We start from the raw sequence: 22,117 nt of genomic DNA on the forward strand, positions 1-22,117 counted from the left end.
GCTCTCGCGCAGTTCAGTTCTGGCACGGCAGCGTCTCCAGCAGGACTTCCGCCAAAGCGATGGCCTCGGCCTGGTGCGGCTGCAGATCCTGGCCACCGAGCGCTGCATGCATCTCCAGAAAGGGGTCGACGGTACCAGTGACGGCGCCACTGAGCTCCTCCATGACCGCCAGCCCGAAGAAGGGCACGGTCCAGGTGTTGTAGCCACCTTCGTGGCACATCAGCAGCCTGCCGTCACAGTGGCGATTCGCGGCATCAAGCAACTTGCGGGTCAGGCTGCGGTAGCCGTCGCTGTGCATCTGCATGCGCCCCAGCGGATCGTAGGCGCCGGCATCGAAACCCGAAGGCACGACGATAAGCTGCGGCTTGAAGCGGTCGAGCGCGGGTATCACCACCCGATCCCAGGCCTCCTCATAGGCACCGACACCGCTACCGGGCGGCAGTGGCACGTTGATATTGAAGCCGGTGCCGGCGCCGGTACCGTTCTCGTGTCGATAGCCGGAATCGGGCGGAAAACAGTTGTCCTGATGCACCGAGATGGTCAGCGCCCGCGGGTCATCATAGAACGCACTCTGGGTACCGTTGCCGTGGTGTACGTCCCAGTCGACAAAGGCGACGCGTTCAAGCCCGAACTGTTCGAAGGCGTGGAAACCGGCGATGGCAGCATTGCCGAACAGGCAGAAGCCCATGCCCATATCCGCCAGGGCGTGATGACCCGGAGGCCGCACCAGGGCATAGGCATTGTCGATCTCCCCCCTCATGAGAGCCTCCAGCGCTGCCAGCACCCCACCCGCCGAGAGCATGGCAATCTCGTAGCTGCCGCGTCCCAGGGGAGTAAAAGGGCCGGCATCGCCACCGACGTCCGCGCTCAGCGCCCTGACTTTCTCCAGGTGCTCGCGGGTATGAAAGCGCAGGATCTCCTCCTCCGTGGCCTCTCGCGGTGCGATGGCATGCAGCTGCGGGGTCAGACCGGCCACCTCCAGCAGGTTGCGAAAGCGGCGCTTGGTTTCCGGGTTTTCTGCATGTGTATCCGGTTGCACCGGATTGCCATAGGGCATCGGCCCGGCGTAATTACCGGTGTTGTGCCACATGTAAAGCTCGTGGGCGACGAAGCCCGTTTTGCGCGTAGCAGCCTGCATGGCGTTAGCTCCGGGACTGGGTTTGGTGGATGGACTGGTCCGCGATCAGCGGCCAGGGCCGTGCCTGTTCCAGGCGTGCGGCCAGGGCCAGCAGCAGGTCTTCCCGACCCTGGCTGGCGGCGAACTGAATACCGAACGGCAGGCCACTTTCGCTGCGCCCCAGGGGCAGGGAAATCGCCGGCTGTCCGGTGACGTTGAACACTGCGGTAAAGGGAGCCTCGCGGAAAACGTGATCGGTCCAGCTGCGGGCCGTGAAATTGCCTCCGGCGGATGCATGCTCGCCAATGGCCCAGGGCAGTTGTGCCACTGTCGGAGTCACCAGGATATCGTGGCGGGTAAAAAAATGCCCGAAGTCGCGGCTTACCCGATTGAAATAGTCCTCCGCATGCAGCAAATCCACAGCCGACAGGCGCAAGCCGTGCTCGTGAATCGCCAGTGTCGCCTGCTCCAGGCTGTCACTGTCGGCCTTGCGCCCGGTAGCGGCACAGATGTCCACCACCCAGTGTGCAATGTGGGCAGACCAGAGATCCGTGTTGGCCTCGGCAAAACGGTCCCCATCCAGTGCCGGCGCAGCCTCCTCCACCTGATGCCCCATGTCTGCCAGCAGCCTTGCGATGGCCTCCAGGGCAGCACGAATCTCGGGATCCACCGGCACCCCCGACCAGGGCTCGGCGGTAAACGCAATGCGCAGCCCGGCCGGCAACTGCAGGGACTCTGCATAGGGTCGATCCGGTGGCGCGATAACATAGGGGTCACCGATGCCCGGACCCTGCACCGCGTCCAGCATGGCCGCACAGTCGCGCACCGTGCGGGTGAGCACGAATTCGATACCCAGGCCCCCGAGCCCGTCGGCGGCACCCGGGCCGATGGGAACCCGCCCACGACCCGGCTTGAGCCCCACCAGTCCGCAACAGGACGCCGGAATGCGGATGGAGCCGCCACCATCGTTGGCGTGGGCAAGCGGCACGATCCCCGCGGCCACCGCGGCGGCGCTGCCACCGCTGGAACCACCGGGACTGCGCGACACATCCCAGGGATTGCGGGTCGCGCCACAGGCCACGGTCTCGGTGGCAACGTTGTACCCCATCTCTGGCACCGTTGTCCGCCCCAGGGTCACCAGCCCCGCCTGCCGAAAACGGGCCATGAGATCGGAGTCGGCGGGCGCGACCAGGCCCTGGCCCAGCCGGGAACCCATCTCGGAGCGCCGGCCCTCGGCCTGCAGTACCAGATCCTTGATCAGAAACGGCACCCCGGCAAAGGCGGCATCCGGCGGCATTGCCGCCAGGCTGGCAGCGACATCGTCGAAGACCTCTACCAACGCGTTGATCCGGGGATTCCAGTCAGTGGCCAAAGCCAGTGCACAGTCCGCCAGTTCCGCCGCAGTAACCTCGCGACTACGGACCAGCTGCGCCAGCCCCAGACCGTCGTATTGCAGGTATTCCGCTACATCCATTTGCCCGAACCCTATTGGCCGAAGTTGTAGTTCAGCGTCACCCCGTAGGTGCGGGGCATGCCATAACTGCGCACAAAGGGACCATTGCCTCCCGTGTAGGCGGCGGGATAATAGTCTTCATCGGTGAGATTGCGCGTCCACAGCAGGGCCCGCCACTGGCCATCGGCCGAACCGATTCCCAGCCGCGCATTGAACAGGGTGTAGTCCTCGGTCGCGTTCTCGGGAGAAACACCACCAGAGGTTTCATCGGTGAAGCTGAGGTCACCCGCCACTTCCATCACCAAGCCGTTGGCCAGCGGCCACTCGTAGCTGACCAGAGCCGCATAGGACCACTCCGGCGCCTGCGCCAGCTCAATGCCGGAAACATCGCGCCGTACCGTCACCGGCCAGCTGCTTTGTACCGGATCAACCGCGTTCCACTTGGTCACTTCCGTATCCAGCCAGGCAACACCCAGATTGACGTTGAGCCCGGTCAGCGGTTGCCACTTGAGATCAATCTCGGCACCGGTGATTTCCGACTCGGGCACATTGGTCAGGCCGGCGATGTTGCCGACGAAAGTCACGGCAATATCCTGCTCCTGCTTGTCCTCATAGTCGTAGAAGAACGTCGCAGCATTGAGCTGCATCCTGCCCTCCAACAAAGTCGCCTTCATCCCCAGCTCGTAGGAGGTCAGCTTTTCCTCGTCGTAGGGAGCCAGCTGCTGGGTGGTATTGGAGTTGGCGCCATTGAAACCACCGGACTTGAAGCCTACTGATACCATACCGTACAGCAGGACATCCTGATTGATCGCGTAATCCAGTCCCAGCTTGCCCATCCAGCGCTCCGTGCTGATGGTGTCTTCGTAAACCTGGAACGCATTGTTGACATCAGGTGTGCCAATGACCGAGAAGATAAAATCCGGTGAGGATGGGTCATCATTGATGGTCCCGCAATCTCCCGGACTCAGATTGGCGCCGAAGTTTGCATTGAGGAAGTTACCCAGGCTGCCGTCATCGGCGACAAATGTGCAGCCCGCCCAGTCCCGGTCTTCCTCGGTGTAGCGGGCGCCCACGGTCAGGCGCCAGGCGTCGGTGAACTGCCATTCCACATGGCCAAAGGCGCCCAGGGAATCAGTTTCCTGGCTGTATTTGGTATCGAGTTCCCGGATCGGCGTAGCGGCAAACAGATCAACCCCCCAGGGAATCGAGCCCAAACCGAACACCGAGTCAGACATGAAATAATGGTAGTACTCATCCATTTCATCTTGCGAATAATACAGGCCGGCTATCCAGTTCAGCTGGCCGACATCACCGGCCAGACGCAGCTCCTGGGAGAACACCTTCAGGTCAGTGGTGTTGATATTGCTGGAATCGTTGTAGAAGCCGCCGTCCCAATCATTGGCTTCCACCCGTTCAAACTCGTTGTAGCCGGTGATCGAGGTCAGAGTCATGCTGCCGATATCCCACTCCAGCCTGGCCGCAAAGCCGGTGAGCTCGTTGTCCCGCTGGGGCCGGATATTGAAGGTCCTGCCGGTAATCGGGCTGGTGTAGCTGTTGGTCCAGTCTGCAGCTTCACTGTCGCCGGTGGAATACCAGGGTGGGGTCTCGCCGAAGTTGCTACCCGTCGGCAACAAGTACTGATCGAGCGGCGTATAGGGGTTGGTGAACTCGCCCAGCCCGAGCGGCGTACCGCTGTAAGCGGTGTTCGCCTTGTTCTCCGACTCATCCTTTACATAGTGGGCAGTCAACATAAGGCGCACAGTGTCACTGATGTCAAAATTGACGATACCGCGCAGCGCGGTCGCGTCTTTCTCGCCCAGCTCGTCGTTCCGGGTCAGGCTCTCCTGCCAACCTTCGCTGGACTGGATCGTCTTGAAGGCCAGGCGGCCCTGGACGAGGTCGCTGCCGCCGGTGACAAAGCCCTCCAGATCGAAGGTGGAGTAGCTGCCGTAGCTGGCGGTGACCCCCGCGCCGAACTCCTGGGTAGGCTTGTTGCTGATGAAATTGATCTGGCCCGCGGTGGTGTTGCGGCCGTAGAGATCACCCTGGGGGCCCTTGAGGACTTCAACCCGCTCGGTATCGAATACCAGACCCCGGGTCATCACCGTATAGGGCATGGCGACTTCGTCGAAATAGATGCCGACGGTGGAGGATGCCGCTGTGGAGTAATCCTGGAATCCCACACCACGAATTGTATAGAGCGGCACACCGGTAGCAGCGGTCTCGTTCACCGTAAGGCCGGGTGTGAGCAAAGCGATATCCTCCGCAGTCAGAACCCCGAAATCCCGCAGCTGGTCACCGGTGAAAGCGTTGATGGTAATGCCCACGTCATTGGCGCTCTGGGCGCGCTTCTGGGCGGTCACAATAACTTCTTCAAGCTGGGCGTTGGCAACTGTGCCGAGGGTGGTCAGCGTTGCCAGCAGTACTGCGGTGCCAAGCTTGCGGCGTTGATATCCCGTTATCTGATGTCTAGCAATCATGATATTTCCCCTAAAAAGACAGTGGTTGAATACGTACCTGCATTGCGGCGGGGAGCTAATCCTCCGCGCCGCTTTTTTTGTAGACGGTGTTGCCGGCGAACAGGGTGCGCAGCACCCCAACTTCGCTGATTTCCTGTGGTTCAATGGCGAAAAGATCTCGGTCCAGCACGATCATTTCCGCAGACTTGCCGACCTCAATAGAACCTGTGGTCTGCTCCAGGCGCATGGCCCTGGCGCCATCAAGAGTCATGATCCGCAGCGCGTCCGCAAGGCTGACAGCCTGCTCAGGCCAGAAACTGCCGGGGACTTGTCCGCGGGGGTCCTCTCTTGTCACCAGAGCCTCGATACCCAGCCATGGGTCGATCGTTTCCACTGCGGCGGGCCAGTCCGAGCCCGCCAGTACCGGTGCGTTGGCCTCGAGCAGGCTCCTGACCGGAAAATACTGATCGCCGCGCGGAGAGCCAACGGCACTCACTACGGAATCAATAATCGGTGAGGGGTGCCAAAGATAGGGAGACAGATCCGCCACCGCGTCCAGTTCGGCAAACCGCGGCAGGTCCTCCGGGTCGATATAGCCGGCATGGGCCAGTTCGTGACGGAGACCGGAGTCCCCGTTCGCCGCGCGGGCGGCAGCGATGGCATCCAGTGCCACGCGCACCGCCCGGTCGCCGGCGGTGTGGATCTTGACGGTGTAGCCGCGCTTGTCCAGCTCAATGATATCCCGTGTCAGCAGCCCGGGATCCAGATGCAGCATGCCCCGATGGGAATCGGCGTGGGTGTTTTCCGGCGTGTAGGGTTCCAGCATCGCGGCTGTTCGCGATGCGGTGGGAACGCCGTCCATGAAGACTTTGACAAATGCGGTGTGCAAGCGGTCGCTGGCGTAGTGGTCGCGCTGCTCATCTATGACTGCGTAGTCCAGAGGTCCGCTACGGTGACCGTAGGGTGTCTGGATACCCAGAGCCAGATGGGCAGTAATATCGCCCGCTCGTTCAAGCGCCTGAAAAGCAGCCATCGCGCGCGGCTCAGAATAGGCTTCCTTGAGGCCGGTGATGCCAAAACTGTTGGCAATGCGCAGGGCCTCCCGGGCGCCAGCTTCCATTTCCTCGTCGCTCCACTCCGGCAGGAGGTCCGACACCCTTTTCTTGACACCTTCCAGCAGCAAGCCGTTGGGCTCCCCGGTCACCGGATCCCGGACGATCGTGCCGTCCGCAGGGTCCGGGGTGTCACGGTCGATCCCGGCAAGCGCGAGAGCACGGCTGTTGAGCCAGCCATTGTGGTTGCTGTCGTCACTCAGCAACACGGCCTTGTCACCCGAGACCGCATCCAGAAACGCCTTCGGTGACTCAATCTTGTAGGTATCAAAGAAGCCGCTATCCCACTGCCCGCCGCGTATCCAAAGCGCATCCGGGTTATCGGCTACACACTCCGCCACGCGCCGGGCAATCTGTTCCGGCGTGGACGAGAACGGGAAGTTGCATTCATAGAGGCTTTTTACGCCACCGCGCTGGGCATGGACATGGGCATCGTTGATGCCCGGCATGACCATGGCGCCCTGCAGGTCGACGACTGAGGTTGTCGGCGCACGAAAAGCCTCCGCGCCGGCGCGATCGCCCACGTGTACAAAGTATCCATCCCTGATTGCGACGGCTTCGGCCCAGGGCTGGGCGGGATTTACGGTATAGATGCGCGCATTGAGATAGATGGTATCCGCAGCGGCACCAGCGGTGTCAGCGGCAGAGAGTTGCGCGGCCACGACGGTCAGCAGGCTTCCTGCAATCGCGCTCGCCCAGTTTCTTATCGCTTGTTTCATCTCGGGCTCCGTTAACGTTTTCGGAGCCACTGATCTTAGTGCCGTCGCTTCCAAGCGGTATTGACAGATGTGGACAAAGGCTTGACCAAAGGCCACGTGGAAGCGCAGTCCCTGCGCAATTCAGTACGCAGCAAGATTCTATTCACCGCTCAATGGCTCGCCCTGCTCGCGATAAGCCTGCGGGGCCTGCCCCACCCAGGAGCGAAAGGCACGACTGAAGGCGCTGAGCTCGGAAAAACCCAGCTCATAGGCGATTTCGGCGATGGGCATGGTGGTGCGCCGGAGATAGTATTTGGCGCGTTTGGCCCGGGCCAGGTTCTTTACCTCCCGAAAACTGCGACCCTCGCTGGACAATCTGCGCCGCAAGGTGCGGGGAGAGATGGCCAGCCGTTCCGCGATCTTTTCCAGAGTGGCGGACTCGTCCGCGCCACAGCGAATGATTTCCCGGCAGAGAATGTCGACAAATCCATTGCCCGACTGCTCCGAGACGAAATAGGTCTTCATCGCGTTGACGAGAATCTCGTGCAGCAGATTGTGACTGGTGTGGAATCGCTCCTGCAGGTAGCTGCGATCGAAAAACAGCCGGTTATCCGGGCAGGAAAACTTCACGGGTGCCTTGAAGAACGCTTCCAGTGCCTCTGCATTGCGGTCGTCGTCGTGGCTGAAACAGACCTGCTTGATGGGAACTGGTATCCGCGTGGCGGTATTGAGCGCCTGCACCAGAAAGCCCTGCAGGTACTCGTTCAGCTGCTTGACCGCCACTCCCTCGGGAACGATTACCCGATAACTGAATTCAGCCAGTGACTTGCTGAAATCGAAGTTGATTGCAATTGCGGTATCGACATAGCGGTCATAGTGGCACAGGCAGCGGATGCCATCCCCTACAGAGGGCGCAGCCAGCATGGCCAGGATAAGCAGGCTGGCGGATTCATAGTGATAGCGCTGGGCCATGTGCAGCCCCATGCAGGGGTTGTCGCTGTACTGCGCCGCCAACTCCAGCAGGCTCGCGATCTGGCGCGCCGGTACCGCCGCATCCAGCTCTTCACAGCGGCTGGACTCAATACCGCACTGGCGAAATACCGGTTCCGGAGCAATGCCGTGATCCAGCAGGTAATCACGCACATAGGCGACAAAGCGAGGGGACAGGGATGGCTCAAGTTCATTCTGCACCGGCGTCTGGCGCAGCGCTTCCAGAGCAGCGACTTCAGCCCCGGGGCGATTCATTGCAAGCCGGCACCCCCACTCAGCGCTGAAGCTGGCTGTAGTAGGCAGCCAGCGCTTCGAAGTCCTTTTCGGCTACATTCGCTAGCGCAGCCTGCATGAAGGGATGGATGCGCACATCGTGCTTGTAGGCCTGCAGTTGGGTCCGCAAATAGGCTGCGTGCTGCCCCGCGAGGATCGGCCATGCATCGGCGACCGGCTTGCCGGCGAAACCGTGACAGGCGGTGCAGCCTCCGGAAAGTTGCCTGCCCCGCTCCACCAACCCGGTATCGCCATTGGCCGCGGTGGCCGGTTCCTGCGCCGCATACCAGGACGCGAGGACGCGAATGTCATCATCGCTCAGATTCTGCACGAAAGGGTCCATCAGCGGATTGCTGCGTTCACCGGCACGCATGGCCGTGAGCTGCTGTGCCAGATAGGTTTCGTGTTGCCCCGCCAGATTGGGCCAGGCAGGGGTGCCGGACACGCCGTTGGCTCCGTGACAGGCCACACAGGCCTGAACCTGTTTCGGCGGCGCCTCGGCCTGTGCCGCGCCAGTAACAAGAGCCGCAAGCAGCGCGGCGCCCACAATCAAATGCTTTTTCATAAGGTTCTACTCTCTCGCATCGGCGCCGGCGATAGCGCGCAAAACTTGTTCCCGGTAGTCATCCACTTCATTCAACGGATTCTTGCGCAGCGGCCCGACTTCAGCGGCGGTAAAGGGTGTGAAGGGTAATTGCAGGCTGTCGCCGGCAAACTCATACACTATCCAGTTCAGCACCGCCGCCAGGCGCTCGTCACTCAGCGCGGACGTTGCCGAACCGGGTACCCGCACCAGATATTCGCGCCCTGCCTCACTCTGGAGAAACACACCAACGTGTCCTTTCATGGCCGGCACACTACCGGACCCGGATCCGTCCGGTGTGTGGCAGCCCTGGCAGTTCATTTGGTAGTCGAATACTACCCGGCCACTATCGTCGGCCGCCGCCAGCAGCGCAGTGGACCAGAGCAGAACCGGCAGCAGGATCAGCCTGAACATCAGTCGTCAAACGCCACGCCGACCACAATGGCCGTTGAACAGTGATAGGTGACACTGGCAGTACCCAGACACCAGTTCAGGTCATTGGTCTTGTCGGGCCGGTAGACCGGACGATCGCCCTCGTCGCGCATGCACAGGCAGGCACCACAGGAAGACTTGCCACAGCAATCGTTGTAGGAAATCACGTAATTGCGACCGTCCGCCGGATTGTGACAGGTCCCGATCCAGGTCACCGGTGACATTTCAGTACCGGGAGGACAGGTGTTGGCGCTGCCACCACAGCAATCACAGAGAAAGCCGTCGATGGCACAGTAGCGCCAATAGTCACAGCTGCTGGGGTCACCTTCCTCCACCGGTCGTCCCGTGCCCTCGTTACCGGCAGCACGGGCAACCGGCAACAGGGGAATGCTGGCACCACCGACCAGCATGGCGCCAAGTCCTTTCAGCAGCCCGCGGCGGGAGCTGTGTTGCGCCAGTTGCCTGCTGCGCTGCTCAAATACCCTGTCAAAGAAATTCATGCCTTGTCTGCCTCCACATAGTGCACGGCTTCGCGCTTGCTCATATAGTCCTGTATTGACGCGACCTTTCGTTCCTTGGCTTCAAACAGGCTGTCCAGGTGTTCACGTGAATTGATGATACCCATGGAGGCGATCGTGCCCTGCTCATCGATCAATACCCCATAGGGCAGTTTGGATACCCCGAAGGCCTTGCCCGCAATTTCCGATACCGCGTAGGGAAAGCCTGCCAATTCCTTGCGCTTGACATAGCCCGCGTGATCCTGCTCATCGCCATCACTGACCAGCACCACCTCCACCCAGTCAGCCTCTGCGCGTGCCGCAGACTTCAGTGCCGGCGTCAGCTCATTGCAGATGGGGCAGTCCGGTGACAGGAAAAACAGCAACTGGGACTTGGCCCTGCCCGCCCCACCGATTTGCTCGGAGCGCCCGTCAAGCGTCGCCAGTGCAAGCTCGGGCGCAGGAGAACCCACCTTCAGCTTCTGGTTCAGCATCAGCGCTCCAGCGGGCGCCACCCGCTCGTAGAGAACGCCAATCTGGCGAGCAAGCGCCAGGTTGACCAGCACCATGGCGACGAAGCCCAGCCACAGGACAATGTTCGAAATTACCAACAACTCCATAGTCCTACCTGCTCCTGGCCATGTGCTGGCTATTGCTTATCAATTGTTCGGCGCCGAGGTACAGGGCGACGAGAAATCCGGCCATGCACAGCGCCAGCAGGATACCGGCGCCCGACAGGGCCATGGGCTCGAGCGGTAACGCCAACAGCAGGGCCAATCCCGCGATCAACAGATTGCGGACCACCAGTGCCGGGCTAACCAGCACCTCCGACGCCGGGCCGGCACAGCCACACCGCAGGTCGCGGCGCCCCAGCACCAGTTGCCAGGCCATCATCAGCGCGTAGGCGGCCAGCAGGGCGGCGGCTGCGATCGCAGCGGCTGCCCGCGTCTGTGGCGGCAACAGCGCCAGCGCGATCACAATTTCCACAACACCGACCGGGTAAACCAGTACGTCCCGCCACAGGGGTCGCAGCGGCGCCGGCAGATACTGCGCCGCGAGTTCGCTGAACTGCGCCGGGTATCGAAGCTTGTGCAGGCCGGCAACCACGAACAGCCAGGCGACGAAGCCCGCCAGGGCAATGGCCACCACTTCCGGCAACAGCATGCTAGCGGGCACCATGCAACATCAGCGGCGTGTTCTGACCCAGGCCGGTGATGGTTTTGAGAAACTCACCGCTCAGTGCATCATACAGTTCCAGGCTCATGTCCACGGGATTGGTGACCAGCAACTTCGGCTCCGAGCCCCGGCTGACCGCCAGTGACAGGCCCCACTCCCGCAAGGCAATACGGGCCACCCGCGTCTGGCTGGCGGGATCATAGACCCATACCTCGGCGCCACCACCGTTGTGGCTGCCATCCTGGGCTTCGGGATGCATCAGTACGTAGAAGCGGCCCAGGTCGTCCTCCGCGGTGATGCCGATACCACCGGGAGCCCAGTCCTGTGCCCGCTCGGCTTCGGGCACCAGGTGCCAGGCTGTCCCCACCTCGGCCACCTTGCCACTGACATCGACGGGAATGACTTCGCCGGCGAAAGTTGGGAAGTAGGCCATGTCGCCGATAATGGCGGGGCGCTCGAAAATCGGTGAATCATCTGAATCGAAGAAGGGCTCGGTGCGCACCTGTGTCACGATACTGCCATCCGCGGCCAGTTCGGTGCTCAGGAAGCGACCATCGGCACAGAGTGAACTGAAACCGCGCTCGCCGGCGGGATAGGTGAGGACACAGCCCGGAGTACCGATATCACCGATGATCCTGCGCTCCTCGAGATCCACCAGTGTGACCGACGCGGCGGGACTGAAGTTGGCAACGGCCAGCCAGCGGTCCTCGTTCAGCAGCAACAGCGCATCGCGCTCCGGCAGTCCCATGAAACGCTTGCCCTGGGGCAGGACCACCTCCGCTACCGGGCTCAGGTTTTCCTGATCCCAGATCGTGAGAACATCGGTGCGCTCGCCGCGAGCACCACGGGTCTGGAAGGTTTCGGTCGCGTAGATCTCGGCGCGACTGGCCGACTGCTTGATATTGCCGATCATCGCAACGTTGAAACTGCCCTGTACCTGCTGCGCTACCGTGTCCTCGTTGCTATCCAGCACCCAGACCTTGCCATCGGACATATGGTAGAACGCAGCATCGTGCACCAGGAACCAGCTTTCGGGGTAATCCCGTGGCAGGGTCTCGACAATGCCAATGGGTTCCACCGGCAGTGGCGGTGGTTGGTCGCTGGCCGATGACTGTGTCGCTGCCACCAAACCACAGAGCACAGCGGCTAATGCGCGCATTTCAGGTCCTTTCCACATAGTCTGTTTTCCCGTCTCAGGTCTTGCTGATATAGACCGTCTGGATATTGGTGTACTCCTCCAGACCGTAACGCCCGAACTCCACCCCGATGCCGGACTCCTTCGAACCTCCAAAAGGCGCATCGGGCTGAATCATGGCATGGGTATTGACCCAGGCGGTACCGCACTCCAGGCGACTGGCCAGCGCCGCCGCTTTCTGCGGGTCGCCCGACCACACAGAACCGCCGAGCCCACTGGGGCTGTCATTGGCGCGGCGCAGGGCATCTTCCACGTCACTGAACTTCATGACCGGCAAAATCGGCCCGAAGGGCTCTTCCCGCACCAGCCGGGTATCATCGGCAATGTCCGCCACAATAGTAACCGGATAGAAGTACCCCGGACCAGGCATGGGCTCGCCACCGGTAAGAAAACGCGCGCCACTCGCCCTGGCTTCGTCTGCCATGGCACAGACCTTGGCGAACTGGGCCTTGTTCTGGACCGGGCCAAAGTCGGGGTCGGTGCTGCCGTCCGCTGTCGTGACGCTGTTCGCCAGCGCCACCAGGGCATCGCACATCTCCTCGTAAATATCCTCGTGCACGTACAGGCGCTTGAGCGCGGCGCAGGTCTGGCCATTGTTGAACATGGCAGTGGCAAAGACCTTGGGGGCAATCGCCGCCACATCGACATCCGGCAACACAATGGCCGCGTCGTTGCCGCCCAGCTCGAGGGTCAGGCGCTTGAGGTTGCAGGAGGCATTTTGCATGATCTTCTTGCCGGTCGCGGTGGAGCCGGTAAAAACAATCTTGTTGATGTCGGGGTGATTGGTCATGGCCGCCCCCAGACTGCCATCACCGGTGACCACGTTGAACACGCCAGGAGGCAACAGGTCATTGATGATCTCCGCAAACCGCAGGGTCGTCAGCGGCGTGTACTCCGAGGGCTTCAAAACCACGGTGTTACCGCTGCGCAAGGCGGGCATGACATGCCAAATCGCAATCATGAGCGGGAAGTTCCAGGGCGTAATCGAGCCCACCACACCCAGCGGCTTGCGGTGCACCTCGATGCGCGCCTCCTCGTTGTCCTGGATCACATCCACCGGCAACTCCAGGTCGGCCGCGGCGTGGCACCAGGCCAGGGTGCCACCGATCTCGAAGGCCGCGCCCATGCCGGCAAAGCCGGTGCCGGGCTTGCCCTGTTCCAGGGTCAGCAGAGACACCAGTTCCGCCTGGTGCTCCTCGATCGCCTGGCCTATCTGATGAATGATGGCGCCGCGCTCGGCGCCGGGCCGCGCACTCCAGGCGGGGAACGCCGCCCTGGCTGCCGCAACCGCCTGCTCGAGATGGGCCTCGGTGGCCTTCGGGCACCGGGCCGCAACTTCCTCGGTGGCGGGATTGATAACCGGAAAAGTGGCATCGGACCCCACCTTCTGGCCGTTGATGATCATCTGGTACTCGCTCATGAAAACTCCGTCGATTCTTGTCTGTGTGCTAGAAGTTGTAGGTCACGGTGGCGCCATACCAGCGCGGCGGCGCAAAGACCTCCTCGCTGATCCCCAGCAAGCCCAGGTCCAGGTTGTACAGGCGATACTCTTCGTCCCCGGCATTCTTCACCCAACCGGCCACTTCCCAGGTATCGTTCGCATTGGCCCAGGACAGGCGCGCGTTCCAGACCAGATAGGAGTCCTCTGCGGAGATATCGGAATTGGTGGCTTCAATGAACTGCTTGTCGTTCCAGACACCGTCCACCTGGGCCGCCAGCCTACCGCCGAAGGCATCCCACTCGTAGCGCACCAGGCTGTTGAAGCTCCACTTGGGCGCATTGGGGAACTCCGCTTCAACCGTGCCCCCGAAGACATCGGGCACCGCGTCCACGCTGGAATTGATGTAGGCCGCACCGAACAGGAGATCCAGCCCCGGCATGGGATTGATTGTCAACTCCACTTCACCGCCATTGGAGTCAGCGTCGGAGTTGGTCACCTGCGGCGTCAGGCCGAGAATCGAGAACGCCTGGTAGTCCTCATAGTCGTAGTAGTAGATCGCCGCGTTGAGTCGCGCAAAGTCCGTCAGGTCGGTCTTGATGCCCAGCTCCCAGGACGTCAGGACTTCCTCGTCATGCTTGAGGTTGCCCGGTTCGATGGCAGCAACCGTGCCCAGTGGATCGATGGACCAGTTGCCGCCCTTGATACCGCGGTTCCAGGAGCCATACACCAGGGTACCGTTGCCGGTCATGTAATTGAGCTGCAGCCGCGCGGCGACATCGTCGTATTCGATTTCATCGAGGCCGGCAATCGGCACCGCGGAAATGTCAAACACCTGGGTCAGGGGAATCCCGGCGTCCGGCTCAACGTACTGCTGCAGGAACTCCAGGTCCTTGCTGTCATCGGACCAGCGCAGGCCTGCAATCAGGGTCAACTGCTGGGTAAAGTCATACTCCACCTGGCCAAACACCGACCAGTTGCTGGAGTCGAGCGTGTAATCGGTGAACTGCGCTGCAGAATCGGAGATCGCTCCGGACCCTTCGAGGATAGCCGCACCGCGAACGCTGGAGTTGTTTTCGGTGGTCATGTCCAGGTAGTAGAGGCCGGTCTGCCAGCGCAGGCGATCGCTGCCTCCCGACAGGCGGAATTCCTGCGAGAAGGTCTCGAACTCGGTATTGTTTTCATAGGGGAAGAAAAACAGACCGCCACCGGCGTCTTCCAGGTAGTCCTTGTCCAGATCCATGTAATTGGTGATGGACACCAGTTCCACATCCGCCGACAGATTCCAGGTCAGGGTTGAGGTGACGTTGGTGGAGTCGCGGCTGTAGCTGCCCTCGATGGAGGAGGCATGCTCAAGCCCGCCGGTGAGACGCCCGGGCACGTCGACGCCCAGGCCGGTCTCGGGGTCGAAGTCGGCGAAGTTGATGGAGTAGGTGCCTGAAGGCACGTCGTCATCCTTGGATTTCGTCACCCGCAGGTCGAACAGCAGATCGTCGGTGAGATCCACCTGGACTGACCCCCGCAGGGTGTAGCCGTCCGCACCGTGCGCGTCGCGGATACCCGGCACCACGGACTCCGTGTAGCCGTCGTTTTCCTCCCAACGACCGGCCAGTCGGCCGCGCACGGTATCACTGAAGCCGCCACCGATGGCGCCCTCCAGGGCACGCATGCCGAATTCGCCGCCCTGCACGCGCAGGTAACCGTTCAACTCCTGATCCCTGGCGCCGTTGGTCAGGTAGTGGACCAGGCCACCGGTAGTATTGCGACCGAACAGCGTCCCCTGCGGGCCCCGCAGCACCTCAACCCGGTCGACATCAAACAGCTGGCCGTTGATCGCGTTCATGCTGGGAACATAGGCCCCATCGACATAGACCGCTACCGGTGCCTCAAGATTGTCCTGGAAATTGTTCTGGGATATGCCGCGCAGGTTGATGATGGTGAAGGCGGGCGTAAACGTCTGCAGCTGCATCGCGGGCACCTGCTGGGTGATATCCACCGAGTTGGTCATCCCCAGCGCATCCAGCTGGTTGCCGTCGAAGGCGGTGACCGAAATCCCCACGTCCTGCAGGTTTTGCTCCCGCTTCTGCGCGGTGACGGTCACTTCCTCCAGCACTTGTGCCTGAACCGTTGTGGCCAGCAGACAGATGGCGGTGCTACCCACAAGATGTGACAAGGCCTTGGGAATGGGTCGTCTGGCAGTCTTCATGTGCTATCCCTTTAAGTGGTCATTCTGAATTTCTGTAACCTGCCATTAAAACAGACCTGCCGGGAAGACGTTTGCGCGCCAGCGAAGTCATGGCTTGACTGAGCGCGAAGCGCCACATCTGGCTATTGGGTCAATCGACAAACTATGAGCCCTGCTTTAGACTTTCGCGATATCCACCAACGTATAGCAGCTCACCTATGGATAATCAATCGCAGCTGAAAAGCCGGGGCCAGGGGGGCACCAAACGCGGCACGGCCATACGCCGGTCTGGCCGCATTACTGCACAGCGGCTGGTCCATACCGCACGCGACATGCTCACGACAGAGAATCTGGAACGGTTCACCATGCGTGCGGTCGCGGATCGGGCCGGAGTCGGTCTCGCCAATCTACAGTACTATTTCCCCACCAGGAAAGACCTGGCGCGGGCCCTGTACCTGGACGTTGGAGAGCGCTACGAAGCGGCCTACGCCGCTTGCATTGCTGCGGCGCCGGAGGAGCCACTGGCACGCCTCACCGCCGTCCTGCGCTGGAACATGGAAGATATCAGCCAATCCTCCACACAGCGATTTTTCATCCAGCTCTGGGCCCTGCTGGGGTCTCTGGACGATTTTGAAGGCGACTATATCAGGGAGCTCTATGCCATTGACATCGGCCAGCTCAGCGCGCACATCAGGGCCCTGCACCCTGAACTATCTGCAAGCGAGCTCCGACAGCGCGCCACCTTGATCGCGGCGCTTACCGAGGGCCTGCTATTGCTGATCCGCGACACGGACAACGATACCGGGCGACGGCAGGCCCTGCTGGAGGCCTGTGTCCAAGCCGCACTGGCTATTGCCAGCGGTACCGATCCGATTAACCCAACTCAAGAATCTGCCTGACTGCTCGTTCGCCTTCTGCCACCGCGCCTTCCCACATTTGCGCACCCTCCAGTTCCGAATGAGCGAAGCGCACCCTGCCGTAGCCGGCGCGAATGACTTCTCTCGGAGCTGGCTTGCCCGCTTTACCAAACTGAAAGCCCGGAGGACATACGACATAGGCATGACCCTGGCGATTCACGACGACTCCCGCTATATCACGCTTGGCATCGAAACCATAGGGGGCGAACATTTTGGTAAATTGATCAACGACTTTTCGCTCAATGTCCTTGTACGACATGCCGAACAGCTGCATCCGCGCAGCTACCGTCTGCTGTTCCGGCGATAATCCCGGGTTACAAAAGGAGTTGTACAGGGTCACCACGGTCGGCTTCGATGGGTCGAGAGGCATGGGGGCCTTGCCATCAATGATCATCTGCCGGCGCAAGCTGAAGAACCAGCCAAACTCACCAAACCAGCGCACAGCGCTGGCTCCAAGCTGGTCAAGAAATTTCCAATTCCGCAGCGCCACATTCACGGTTGCGATCGGCGCATGCATAAAGGTATCCATGGCATCCAGGAGGTGCGGCGGCAAATCGCTGACGATGCGCTTGTTCAGATGCTGCTGACCGGCGACAATGACGTTTTTCCCGGTCAGTCTCCTGAGTTGACCATTGTTTTGATAGGTTACGCTGACGTTTTTTGCTGAATCGGAGTGGCCTATGTGTCTAACATCGACAACCATGGAGGACAGGCGAATGCGCACGGGCTCATTGGCCCTGTCCAGGTTTTGCCATTGCACGGAACCAAATAGCACATCAGTCAGACCCATCCCTCCGGGGAACGCCCCCGGAATCAGGTTCTTCACAATGTAACGCAGCTGTCCCGTGTTTCCACCCGGAAAGCTTGCCAGCCAAACGCGATCCGTGGGATCAGAGAAAGGTGGGCCCGGATAGCGGTCATAGGCAACCACTCCCGGTTGCAAAAACCGGTAGGCGGAATAGGCAGATGCGACATCTGAGCCAAGCCCGGTACCCATCGCGGCCATCTGTGGGTTGAGGTAGGTATGCACATCACTCTTGATGCCCATTTCATTGACCAGGAAATCCTTGTAGGTCATTGAATCAAGCCACTGCTGCCAATCATCGCGTTGCGGTGGCTGCCGATAAGTCTCCATCCAGATCATGTCCTGCTTCAGCTGATCCGGAATAGGCGCCTCAGCAAAGCGGTTCTGCCAGGGATTAAGCACGAAGCCGTGATCTTCATAGAAAAATGCCTGGTCCGCGCTTTCCCACGACACGTGCATGGGACTGTACACATCCATGGGGATCGTGATTTTTCTGGAGAGGCCCTCTGCATCCTGCCACTCGAACTGTTCCGGCAAATTCAGTTCGCGCCAGAGGGGTGCCCCGAAGCCTGCATCAATCGCCTCGTCGATCGGGTACACGTTTCCATTTGATCCCTGGGGCCCCCAGAGACGATAGCCATCCACTTCGAATTCGTTTTGTCTGGCCTCGCCTCCAAAAATGGGGGCAGCATCAAATACAATAACCTTGCTGTTCGGGCGCTCTGTGCGATAACGGTATGCAGCCGCGAGCCCGGCAAAACCGGCACCAACGACAACAAGGTCGTATACCTCACCCGTATCTTCGGCCGACCGCACAACTCGCTTGAAATCGCGGTTTCGAATAGTGTGTGCGGCGTTTACCAATTCATGAGTGTTGCCGTTCGCATTCGCATAATCACCCACGCCACCGGGCCCAGTCCAATCGGGACCCAGGCCGGTTAACGGCATGGGCATGGATCGTCCCAGCTTGAATTGATTGGCTTGAGTCTGCGCGAGAGCACCTGGGGCCTTCATCGCCAGCAAGGAAGCTCCCGCCCCGACCAGCGTGCCACCGACAAAGTCGCGCCGTGTAACCTCTGGACCAAGCTCCCGATTTCCGTCGGCTTTTTTGTCGCTCATGGCATAACCCTCCAATTGTTCGCAGCCAGGGTCCCCAGTGCAGATCAAATCACTATGGGTTCAGAGTCTGGCGCTGCGGGGTGCCTGCAACATCAAAAGCACCGAGCACATACATATCACCCTTGCACCACCACTCGCCGTCGATCCTCTCCCACAAAAACAGTATCTTGAAGGAGAAGCCCTGGGCTTGCGGGTCTTTGGGCACGACGTGGAAATTGGCCCAATCCCAGCCTGCATCTCCATTGACGTAGGTATGCACTGACTCCACGCTCACATTGAAGTCCTGCACAAGTCCCTCGTAGAGTGGCCGGATTGCAGCCCTGCCAAACAGGGTTTTGCCTTCGTTATCGGTTGCGATCACATCGTCAGTATAAAAGTTTTCGATGATCGGCGTGGCGTCAGCAGCGGCGAACGCTGCCTCTTTCAGGCTGTATTTTGTTTCGATAGCGGCTTTGAAATGCGCCAGTTGGGTCGCATCCCCGGCCATCAGACCGGGACAGGCGAGCAGCCAGCTCAGAATCAAGGACTTTGCTGTTTTCATACCGAGCACCCTTCACCTCTTCACGACGGACATGCGCACGCATGTTTATTAGGTCATATGACCAATAATACTAAGATCCCGAACAGCTGCCGTCAAAGAATTTTTCACTCTAAGAAGAAGCTAGCTCATAACCAATTATCGGAGGGTCGTGACTACATCGACTCGCGATTGAGGTTTCACGGGCAATGCATGGCTGGACCGGGCGTTCAGCACCGAACTGGCGCCAGGCGGCCGCCGCGATGATCACTGATCAGGCAGGGAAATACCTTTGACACCGGCGGCATGTTCACGCCGGAACTGCACCGGCGTTGCGCCGAACTCCGCCTTGAACGCGCGGCTGAAATGAGATGCGTCCTTGAAACCGAAATGGTACGCCACTTCGGCCACCGTAAAGTGGGCAAAGGCACCGTCCACCAGTGCCTGGCTACAGGCCTGAAGGCGCAACTGCTGGATGTACCGGCAAATCGAAACGCTCTCCGCCTCGAACAGCATGTGCAGATAACGGGTTGAAATGTTGTGAGCGGCGGCGATCCAGTCCGGAGTCAGGCGCTGATCACCGAGGTGCTTGCGAATGAACTGGCGGATCCTGTTGAGGTATTCCTGCCTGACGCCATTACACAGCAGATCGCGGCGCTGGGCTTCTCCGGTGTAACCGAGGGTGGTGGCCAGCAGGTCAATCACGTTGGCCTCCAGGCGCTGGGCCAGCACACCGTCCATGCCATCCAGTTTTTGCGCGATGGAGGTCACGAACTGCGAGAACAAACCGTTGGCGCCGTTCTGGGCAGCCATGCGTACGCCGAGGTGCCGCTCTGGCTGGTGTACACACTCTTCCATCAGCGCCGAGGGAATAGCCAGCACCACCTGGGAATACTCGTCTGCAAAATGCAGCTCGTAGGGTTCTGAGCTGAGGCAGAGGGTAAAGTCTCCAGGCTGCAGGTGGGCCTCACGGCCGCGCTGGATAATCTGGCTTTCGCCCGCCACTTGCACCTTCACCAGGTAGATGGAATCCGCCACCTCGCCAATATGGCTGCGGCGCCGGTAAACGTCCAGGGGGGTGCTTTTGACCGCGGCAAATCCGAGTTGGCCAAGCTGGCGTGAATTGAGCAGGCCGCGGAATTCGCCGGGATAATCCCGCGCCAGCTCGCAGTCCATGGGAAAAAACGTTTCCCTGACCTGGTCATCAAAGCGTTCCAGAGATGCGGTAGTCGTCAGCATTGCCAATCCGACCCTTGTTTCGCTCCCAGTCGGAGCCTCAGTGTTTCGCCACCGGTGGGGACCGGCCCAGCTCACCAAATTCGGAGCGTACCAGCAGTGAATGATAATTGTTCCGATCGATACCCGCTCGCTCGGAGTTGTCCAGCCACGATACTACAGACATCACCAGTACTGCCAGCGGCAGGGTGAACAGGGCCGGGTAGTCGTACGGGAACAGGGCCCGCTCAAACCCGAGCACCGATACCCACACCTGGGGACCGACAACGATCAGCGACACCGAAGACACCAGACCGACAAGGGCCCCGGCAATCGCGCCCCGGGTGGTGAGACCCGACCAATACAGCGAGAGGAAGAGAATGGGGAAGTTCACGGAAGCCGCCACCACCATGGGCATGGTGGCGATGAAGGCAACATTCTCATCCTGGAACAGGATGCCCAGAATGACAGCAATGACGCCGATGACAATGGTGGTTATGCGGGTGAGCTGCAATTCCCGGCGCGCATCCGGCGCGCCCTTGCACAGCACCTCCGCATACAGGTCGTGGGATATCGCCGCGGCTCCGGATACGGTGAGCCCCGCCACGACCGCGAGAATGGTGGCGAAGGTTACCGCTGACATGAAGCCGGTCAGCAGATTGCCCCCAACTGCGGTTGCCAGGTGAATCGCAGCCATGTTGCTGCCGCCAATCAGCTGGCCATCGTCGGCGAAAAATGCGGGATTGCCATAAACAAAGGCAACCGCGCCAAAACCCACTATGACCAGCGCCAGATAAAAATAGCCCATGAACAGCGATGCGTAAAAAGCGGATTTCTTGGCTTCGTGCATATCGGGGACCGTGAAAAGGCGCATCAGGATATGGGGAAGCCCGAGAGTTCCGAACAACATGGAGACGAGGATGGTCGCCACCTGCACCGGCGAATCGAACAACACACCCGGCGCCAGAATGCGCTCGCCCCGAGGGTGTTGTGTCACAGCGTTTGCAAACAGGGTTTCCAGGCTGAAACCACTCAGGTACATGACCATGAAGGCGGTGATGGTCACCCCGGTCATCAGCAGGATCGCCTTGATGATCTGGACCCAGGTGGTGGCCAGCATGCCGCCGAAGGTCACATAGGCCAGTACCAGCACGCTGATGGCAATAACCGCCACTTCGTAGGGCAGCCCGAACAACAATTGTATCAGCTTGCCCGCTCCCACCATTTGGGCGATGAGATACAACACTACCACGACGATGGTTCCGCCCACCGCAACCAGACGGATGCGGGTACGCTCCAGGCGCTGGGACACCACATCGACAAAAGTGAAACTGCCGAGGTTGCGGACCCGGCGCGCGAGCAGGAACAGCAACAGTGGCCAGGCCGCAAACGCGCCCATGGCCAGCACCAGGCCATCGAAGCCACCCAGGAACATCAGCCCGGTTATCCCCAGGAACGAGGCCGCGGACATGAAGTCGCCGGCGATGGCCGTACCATTCTGGAGCCCGGTCATCTGCCCGCCGGCGGTATAGAAGTCCTGGCTGCTGTGGGTGCGGCGGGAAGCCCAGTAACTGATGGCGAGCGTCGCAACGACAAACACCAGGAACATGCTGATGGCCACCTAGGTTTCCTCCCCGGAACGGGAAGTCGCCTGATTCAAGAGCAGGAAGACCAGCTCCAGCAGGATGAAAAAAACGATCAGCGCAGCAAACATGAGCAGGGAACCGGTAATATGGGACGCCCCCAGGCGCTCGCCAAGACGGCCGCCGACTGCGGTCCAGTTGAAGACAAAGGAAAAGTACAGTACCAGCGTGATCAGGGTAAACACGAAACGGCGTCGTGTTCTGGCCCTGATCACCTGGAGTTTGGCAGCGGTATCCATGCGGCGCCCCGGAGGTTTAGGGTTATAGGTTTCAGTCCGCAGGGGAATATACCA

Annotated in this window: 19 protein-coding genes; 1 reads left to right on the top strand and 18 read right to left on the bottom strand. The window is 60.5% G+C overall.

Going from position 1 to position 22,117, the window contains the following annotated elements; genetic code table 11:
* Nucleotides 1-13 precede the first annotated feature (13 nt).
* The 13 genes from RLO07_RS17600 to RLO07_RS17660 all read right to left on the bottom strand — a co-directional run bounded on the left by RLO07_RS17600 (nt 14) and on the right by RLO07_RS17660 (nt 15,629).
* Nucleotides 14-1,138, bottom strand: coding sequence for a class II histone deacetylase (locus RLO07_RS17600; RefSeq protein ID WP_462293445.1), 1,125 nt, complete (start codon nt 1,136-1,138; stop codon nt 14-16).
* A gap of 4 nt (nt 1,139-1,142) precedes the next feature.
* Nucleotides 1,143-2,591, bottom strand: coding sequence for an amidase (locus tag RLO07_RS17605; RefSeq protein WP_462293446.1), 1,449 nt, complete (start codon nt 2,589-2,591; stop codon nt 1,143-1,145).
* 11 nt (nt 2,592-2,602) lie between these two features.
* Entirely contained in the window at nt 2,603-5,050 is a 2,448-nt protein-coding gene (locus RLO07_RS17610) for a TonB-dependent receptor (RefSeq protein ID WP_462293447.1), read from the bottom strand.
* A 55-nt stretch (nt 5,051-5,105) separates the two neighbouring features.
* The gene (locus RLO07_RS17615; RefSeq protein ID WP_462293448.1) at nt 5,106-6,860 is read right to left on the bottom strand and encodes an amidohydrolase; all 1,755 of its coding nucleotides are present in this window, start codon (nt 6,858-6,860) and stop codon (nt 5,106-5,108) included.
* A gap of 138 nt (nt 6,861-6,998) precedes the next feature.
* Complete coding sequence (locus RLO07_RS17620) at nt 6,999-8,084, bottom strand: AraC family transcriptional regulator (RefSeq protein WP_462293449.1); 1,086 nt, start codon at nt 8,082-8,084, stop codon at nt 6,999-7,001.
* A gap of 19 nt (nt 8,085-8,103) precedes the next feature.
* On the bottom strand, nt 8,104-8,667 hold the full coding sequence (locus RLO07_RS17625; protein ID WP_462293450.1) for a c-type cytochrome: 564 nt from the start codon (nt 8,665-8,667) through the stop codon (nt 8,104-8,106).
* A gap of 6 nt (nt 8,668-8,673) precedes the next feature.
* Nucleotides 8,674-9,099, bottom strand: a complete 426-nt coding sequence (locus RLO07_RS17630; protein WP_462293451.1) for a c-type cytochrome — start codon at nt 9,097-9,099, stop codon at nt 8,674-8,676.
* Nucleotides 9,099-9,617 (bottom strand): methylamine dehydrogenase light chain, encoded by a 519-nt coding sequence (locus RLO07_RS17635; protein ID WP_462293452.1) that lies wholly within the window; start codon nt 9,615-9,617, stop codon nt 9,099-9,101. The genes RLO07_RS17630 and RLO07_RS17635 overlap by 1 nt, the downstream gene beginning before the upstream one ends.
* On the bottom strand, nt 9,614-10,234 hold the full coding sequence (locus RLO07_RS17640) for a redoxin domain-containing protein (RefSeq protein ID WP_462293453.1): 621 nt from the start codon (nt 10,232-10,234) through the stop codon (nt 9,614-9,616). The genes RLO07_RS17635 and RLO07_RS17640 overlap by 4 nt, the downstream gene beginning before the upstream one ends.
* A 4-nt stretch (nt 10,235-10,238) precedes the next feature.
* Complete coding sequence (locus RLO07_RS17645) at nt 10,239-10,778, bottom strand: MauE/DoxX family redox-associated membrane protein (protein WP_462293454.1); 540 nt, start codon at nt 10,776-10,778, stop codon at nt 10,239-10,241.
* Nucleotide 10,779: 1 nt separating this feature from the next.
* The gene (locus RLO07_RS17650) at nt 10,780-11,949 is read right to left on the bottom strand and encodes an amine dehydrogenase large subunit (RefSeq protein ID WP_462293455.1); all 1,170 of its coding nucleotides are present in this window, start codon (nt 11,947-11,949) and stop codon (nt 10,780-10,782) included.
* Between the two features lie 34 nt (nt 11,950-11,983).
* Nucleotides 11,984-13,405: an aldehyde dehydrogenase family protein gene (locus RLO07_RS17655; protein WP_462293456.1), complete on the bottom strand. Its 1,422-nt coding sequence runs from the start codon at nt 13,403-13,405 to the stop codon at nt 11,984-11,986.
* A 28-nt stretch (nt 13,406-13,433) separates the two neighbouring features.
* Nucleotides 13,434-15,629: a TonB-dependent receptor gene (locus RLO07_RS17660; RefSeq protein WP_462293457.1), complete on the bottom strand. Its 2,196-nt coding sequence runs from the start codon at nt 15,627-15,629 to the stop codon at nt 13,434-13,436.
* 197 nt (nt 15,630-15,826) lie between these two features.
* Between RLO07_RS17660 and RLO07_RS17665 the strand changes: the two genes are divergently transcribed.
* A complete protein-coding gene (locus RLO07_RS17665; protein ID WP_462293458.1) occupies nt 15,827-16,507 on the top strand; it encodes a TetR/AcrR family transcriptional regulator in 681 nt (226 codons plus the stop codon).
* Here RLO07_RS17665 and RLO07_RS17670 read toward each other — a convergent pair.
* From RLO07_RS17670 to RLO07_RS17690, 5 genes are all read right to left on the bottom strand, one after another.
* Nucleotides 16,482-18,449 (bottom strand): NAD(P)-binding protein, encoded by a 1,968-nt coding sequence (locus tag RLO07_RS17670; protein WP_462293459.1) that lies wholly within the window; start codon nt 18,447-18,449, stop codon nt 16,482-16,484. The genes RLO07_RS17665 and RLO07_RS17670 overlap by 26 nt on opposite strands.
* A gap of 52 nt (nt 18,450-18,501) precedes the next feature.
* Nucleotides 18,502-18,990, bottom strand: a complete 489-nt coding sequence (locus tag RLO07_RS17675) for a YybH family protein (protein WP_462293460.1) — start codon at nt 18,988-18,990, stop codon at nt 18,502-18,504.
* 243 nt (nt 18,991-19,233) lie between these two features.
* Entirely contained in the window at nt 19,234-20,205 is a 972-nt protein-coding gene (locus RLO07_RS17680; protein WP_462293461.1) for an AraC-like ligand-binding domain-containing protein, read from the bottom strand.
* Between the two features lie 37 nt (nt 20,206-20,242).
* Entirely contained in the window at nt 20,243-21,802 is a 1,560-nt protein-coding gene (locus RLO07_RS17685) for a sodium:solute symporter family transporter (protein ID WP_462293462.1), read from the bottom strand.
* Nucleotides 21,803-22,063, bottom strand: coding sequence for a hypothetical protein (locus RLO07_RS17690; protein ID WP_462293463.1), 261 nt, complete (start codon nt 22,061-22,063; stop codon nt 21,803-21,805).
* Between the last annotated feature and the right edge of the window lie 54 nt (nt 22,064-22,117).

The sequence above is a fragment of the Haliea sp. genome, assembly GCF_040221975.1.
In the GTDB taxonomy this organism is placed as follows: Bacteria; Pseudomonadota; Gammaproteobacteria; order Pseudomonadales; family Halieaceae; genus Haliea.

Excerpts from the sequence above, each read along its gene's own strand:
- RLO07_RS17600 (WP_462293445.1), bottom strand. The coding sequence starts at position 1,138 with ATGCAGGCTGCTACGCGCAAAACGGGCTTCGTCGCCCACGAGCTTTAC.
- RLO07_RS17605 (WP_462293446.1), bottom strand. The coding sequence starts at position 2,591 with ATGGATGTAGCGGAATACCTGCAATACGACGGTCTGGGGCTGGCGCAG.
- RLO07_RS17610 (WP_462293447.1), bottom strand. The coding sequence starts at position 5,050 with ATGATTGCTAGACATCAGATAACGGGATATCAACGCCGCAAGCTTGGC.
- RLO07_RS17615 (WP_462293448.1), bottom strand. The coding sequence starts at position 6,860 with ATGAAACAAGCGATAAGAAACTGGGCGAGCGCGATTGCAGGAAGCCTG.
- RLO07_RS17620 (WP_462293449.1), bottom strand. The coding sequence starts at position 8,084 with ATGAATCGCCCCGGGGCTGAAGTCGCTGCTCTGGAAGCGCTGCGCCAG.
- RLO07_RS17625 (WP_462293450.1), bottom strand. The coding sequence starts at position 8,667 with ATGAAAAAGCATTTGATTGTGGGCGCCGCGCTGCTTGCGGCTCTTGTT.
- RLO07_RS17630 (WP_462293451.1), bottom strand. The coding sequence starts at position 9,099 with ATGTTCAGGCTGATCCTGCTGCCGGTTCTGCTCTGGTCCACTGCGCTG.
- RLO07_RS17635 (WP_462293452.1), bottom strand. The coding sequence starts at position 9,617 with ATGAATTTCTTTGACAGGGTATTTGAGCAGCGCAGCAGGCAACTGGCG.
- RLO07_RS17640 (WP_462293453.1), bottom strand. The coding sequence starts at position 10,234 with ATGGAGTTGTTGGTAATTTCGAACATTGTCCTGTGGCTGGGCTTCGTC.
- RLO07_RS17645 (WP_462293454.1), bottom strand. The coding sequence starts at position 10,778 with ATGCTGTTGCCGGAAGTGGTGGCCATTGCCCTGGCGGGCTTCGTCGCC.
- RLO07_RS17650 (WP_462293455.1), bottom strand. The coding sequence starts at position 11,949 with ATGCGCGCATTAGCCGCTGTGCTCTGTGGTTTGGTGGCAGCGACACAG.
- RLO07_RS17655 (WP_462293456.1), bottom strand. The coding sequence starts at position 13,405 with ATGAGCGAGTACCAGATGATCATCAACGGCCAGAAGGTGGGGTCCGAT.
- RLO07_RS17660 (WP_462293457.1), bottom strand. The coding sequence starts at position 15,629 with ATGAAGACTGCCAGACGACCCATTCCCAAGGCCTTGTCACATCTTGTG.
- RLO07_RS17665 (WP_462293458.1), top strand. The coding sequence starts at position 15,827 with ATGGATAATCAATCGCAGCTGAAAAGCCGGGGCCAGGGGGGCACCAAA.
- RLO07_RS17670 (WP_462293459.1), bottom strand. The coding sequence starts at position 18,449 with ATGAGCGACAAAAAAGCCGACGGAAATCGGGAGCTTGGTCCAGAGGTT.
- RLO07_RS17675 (WP_462293460.1), bottom strand. The coding sequence starts at position 18,990 with ATGAAAACAGCAAAGTCCTTGATTCTGAGCTGGCTGCTCGCCTGTCCC.
- RLO07_RS17680 (WP_462293461.1), bottom strand. The coding sequence starts at position 20,205 with ATGCTGACGACTACCGCATCTCTGGAACGCTTTGATGACCAGGTCAGG.
- RLO07_RS17690 (WP_462293463.1), bottom strand. The coding sequence starts at position 22,063 with ATGGATACCGCTGCCAAACTCCAGGTGATCAGGGCCAGAACACGACGC.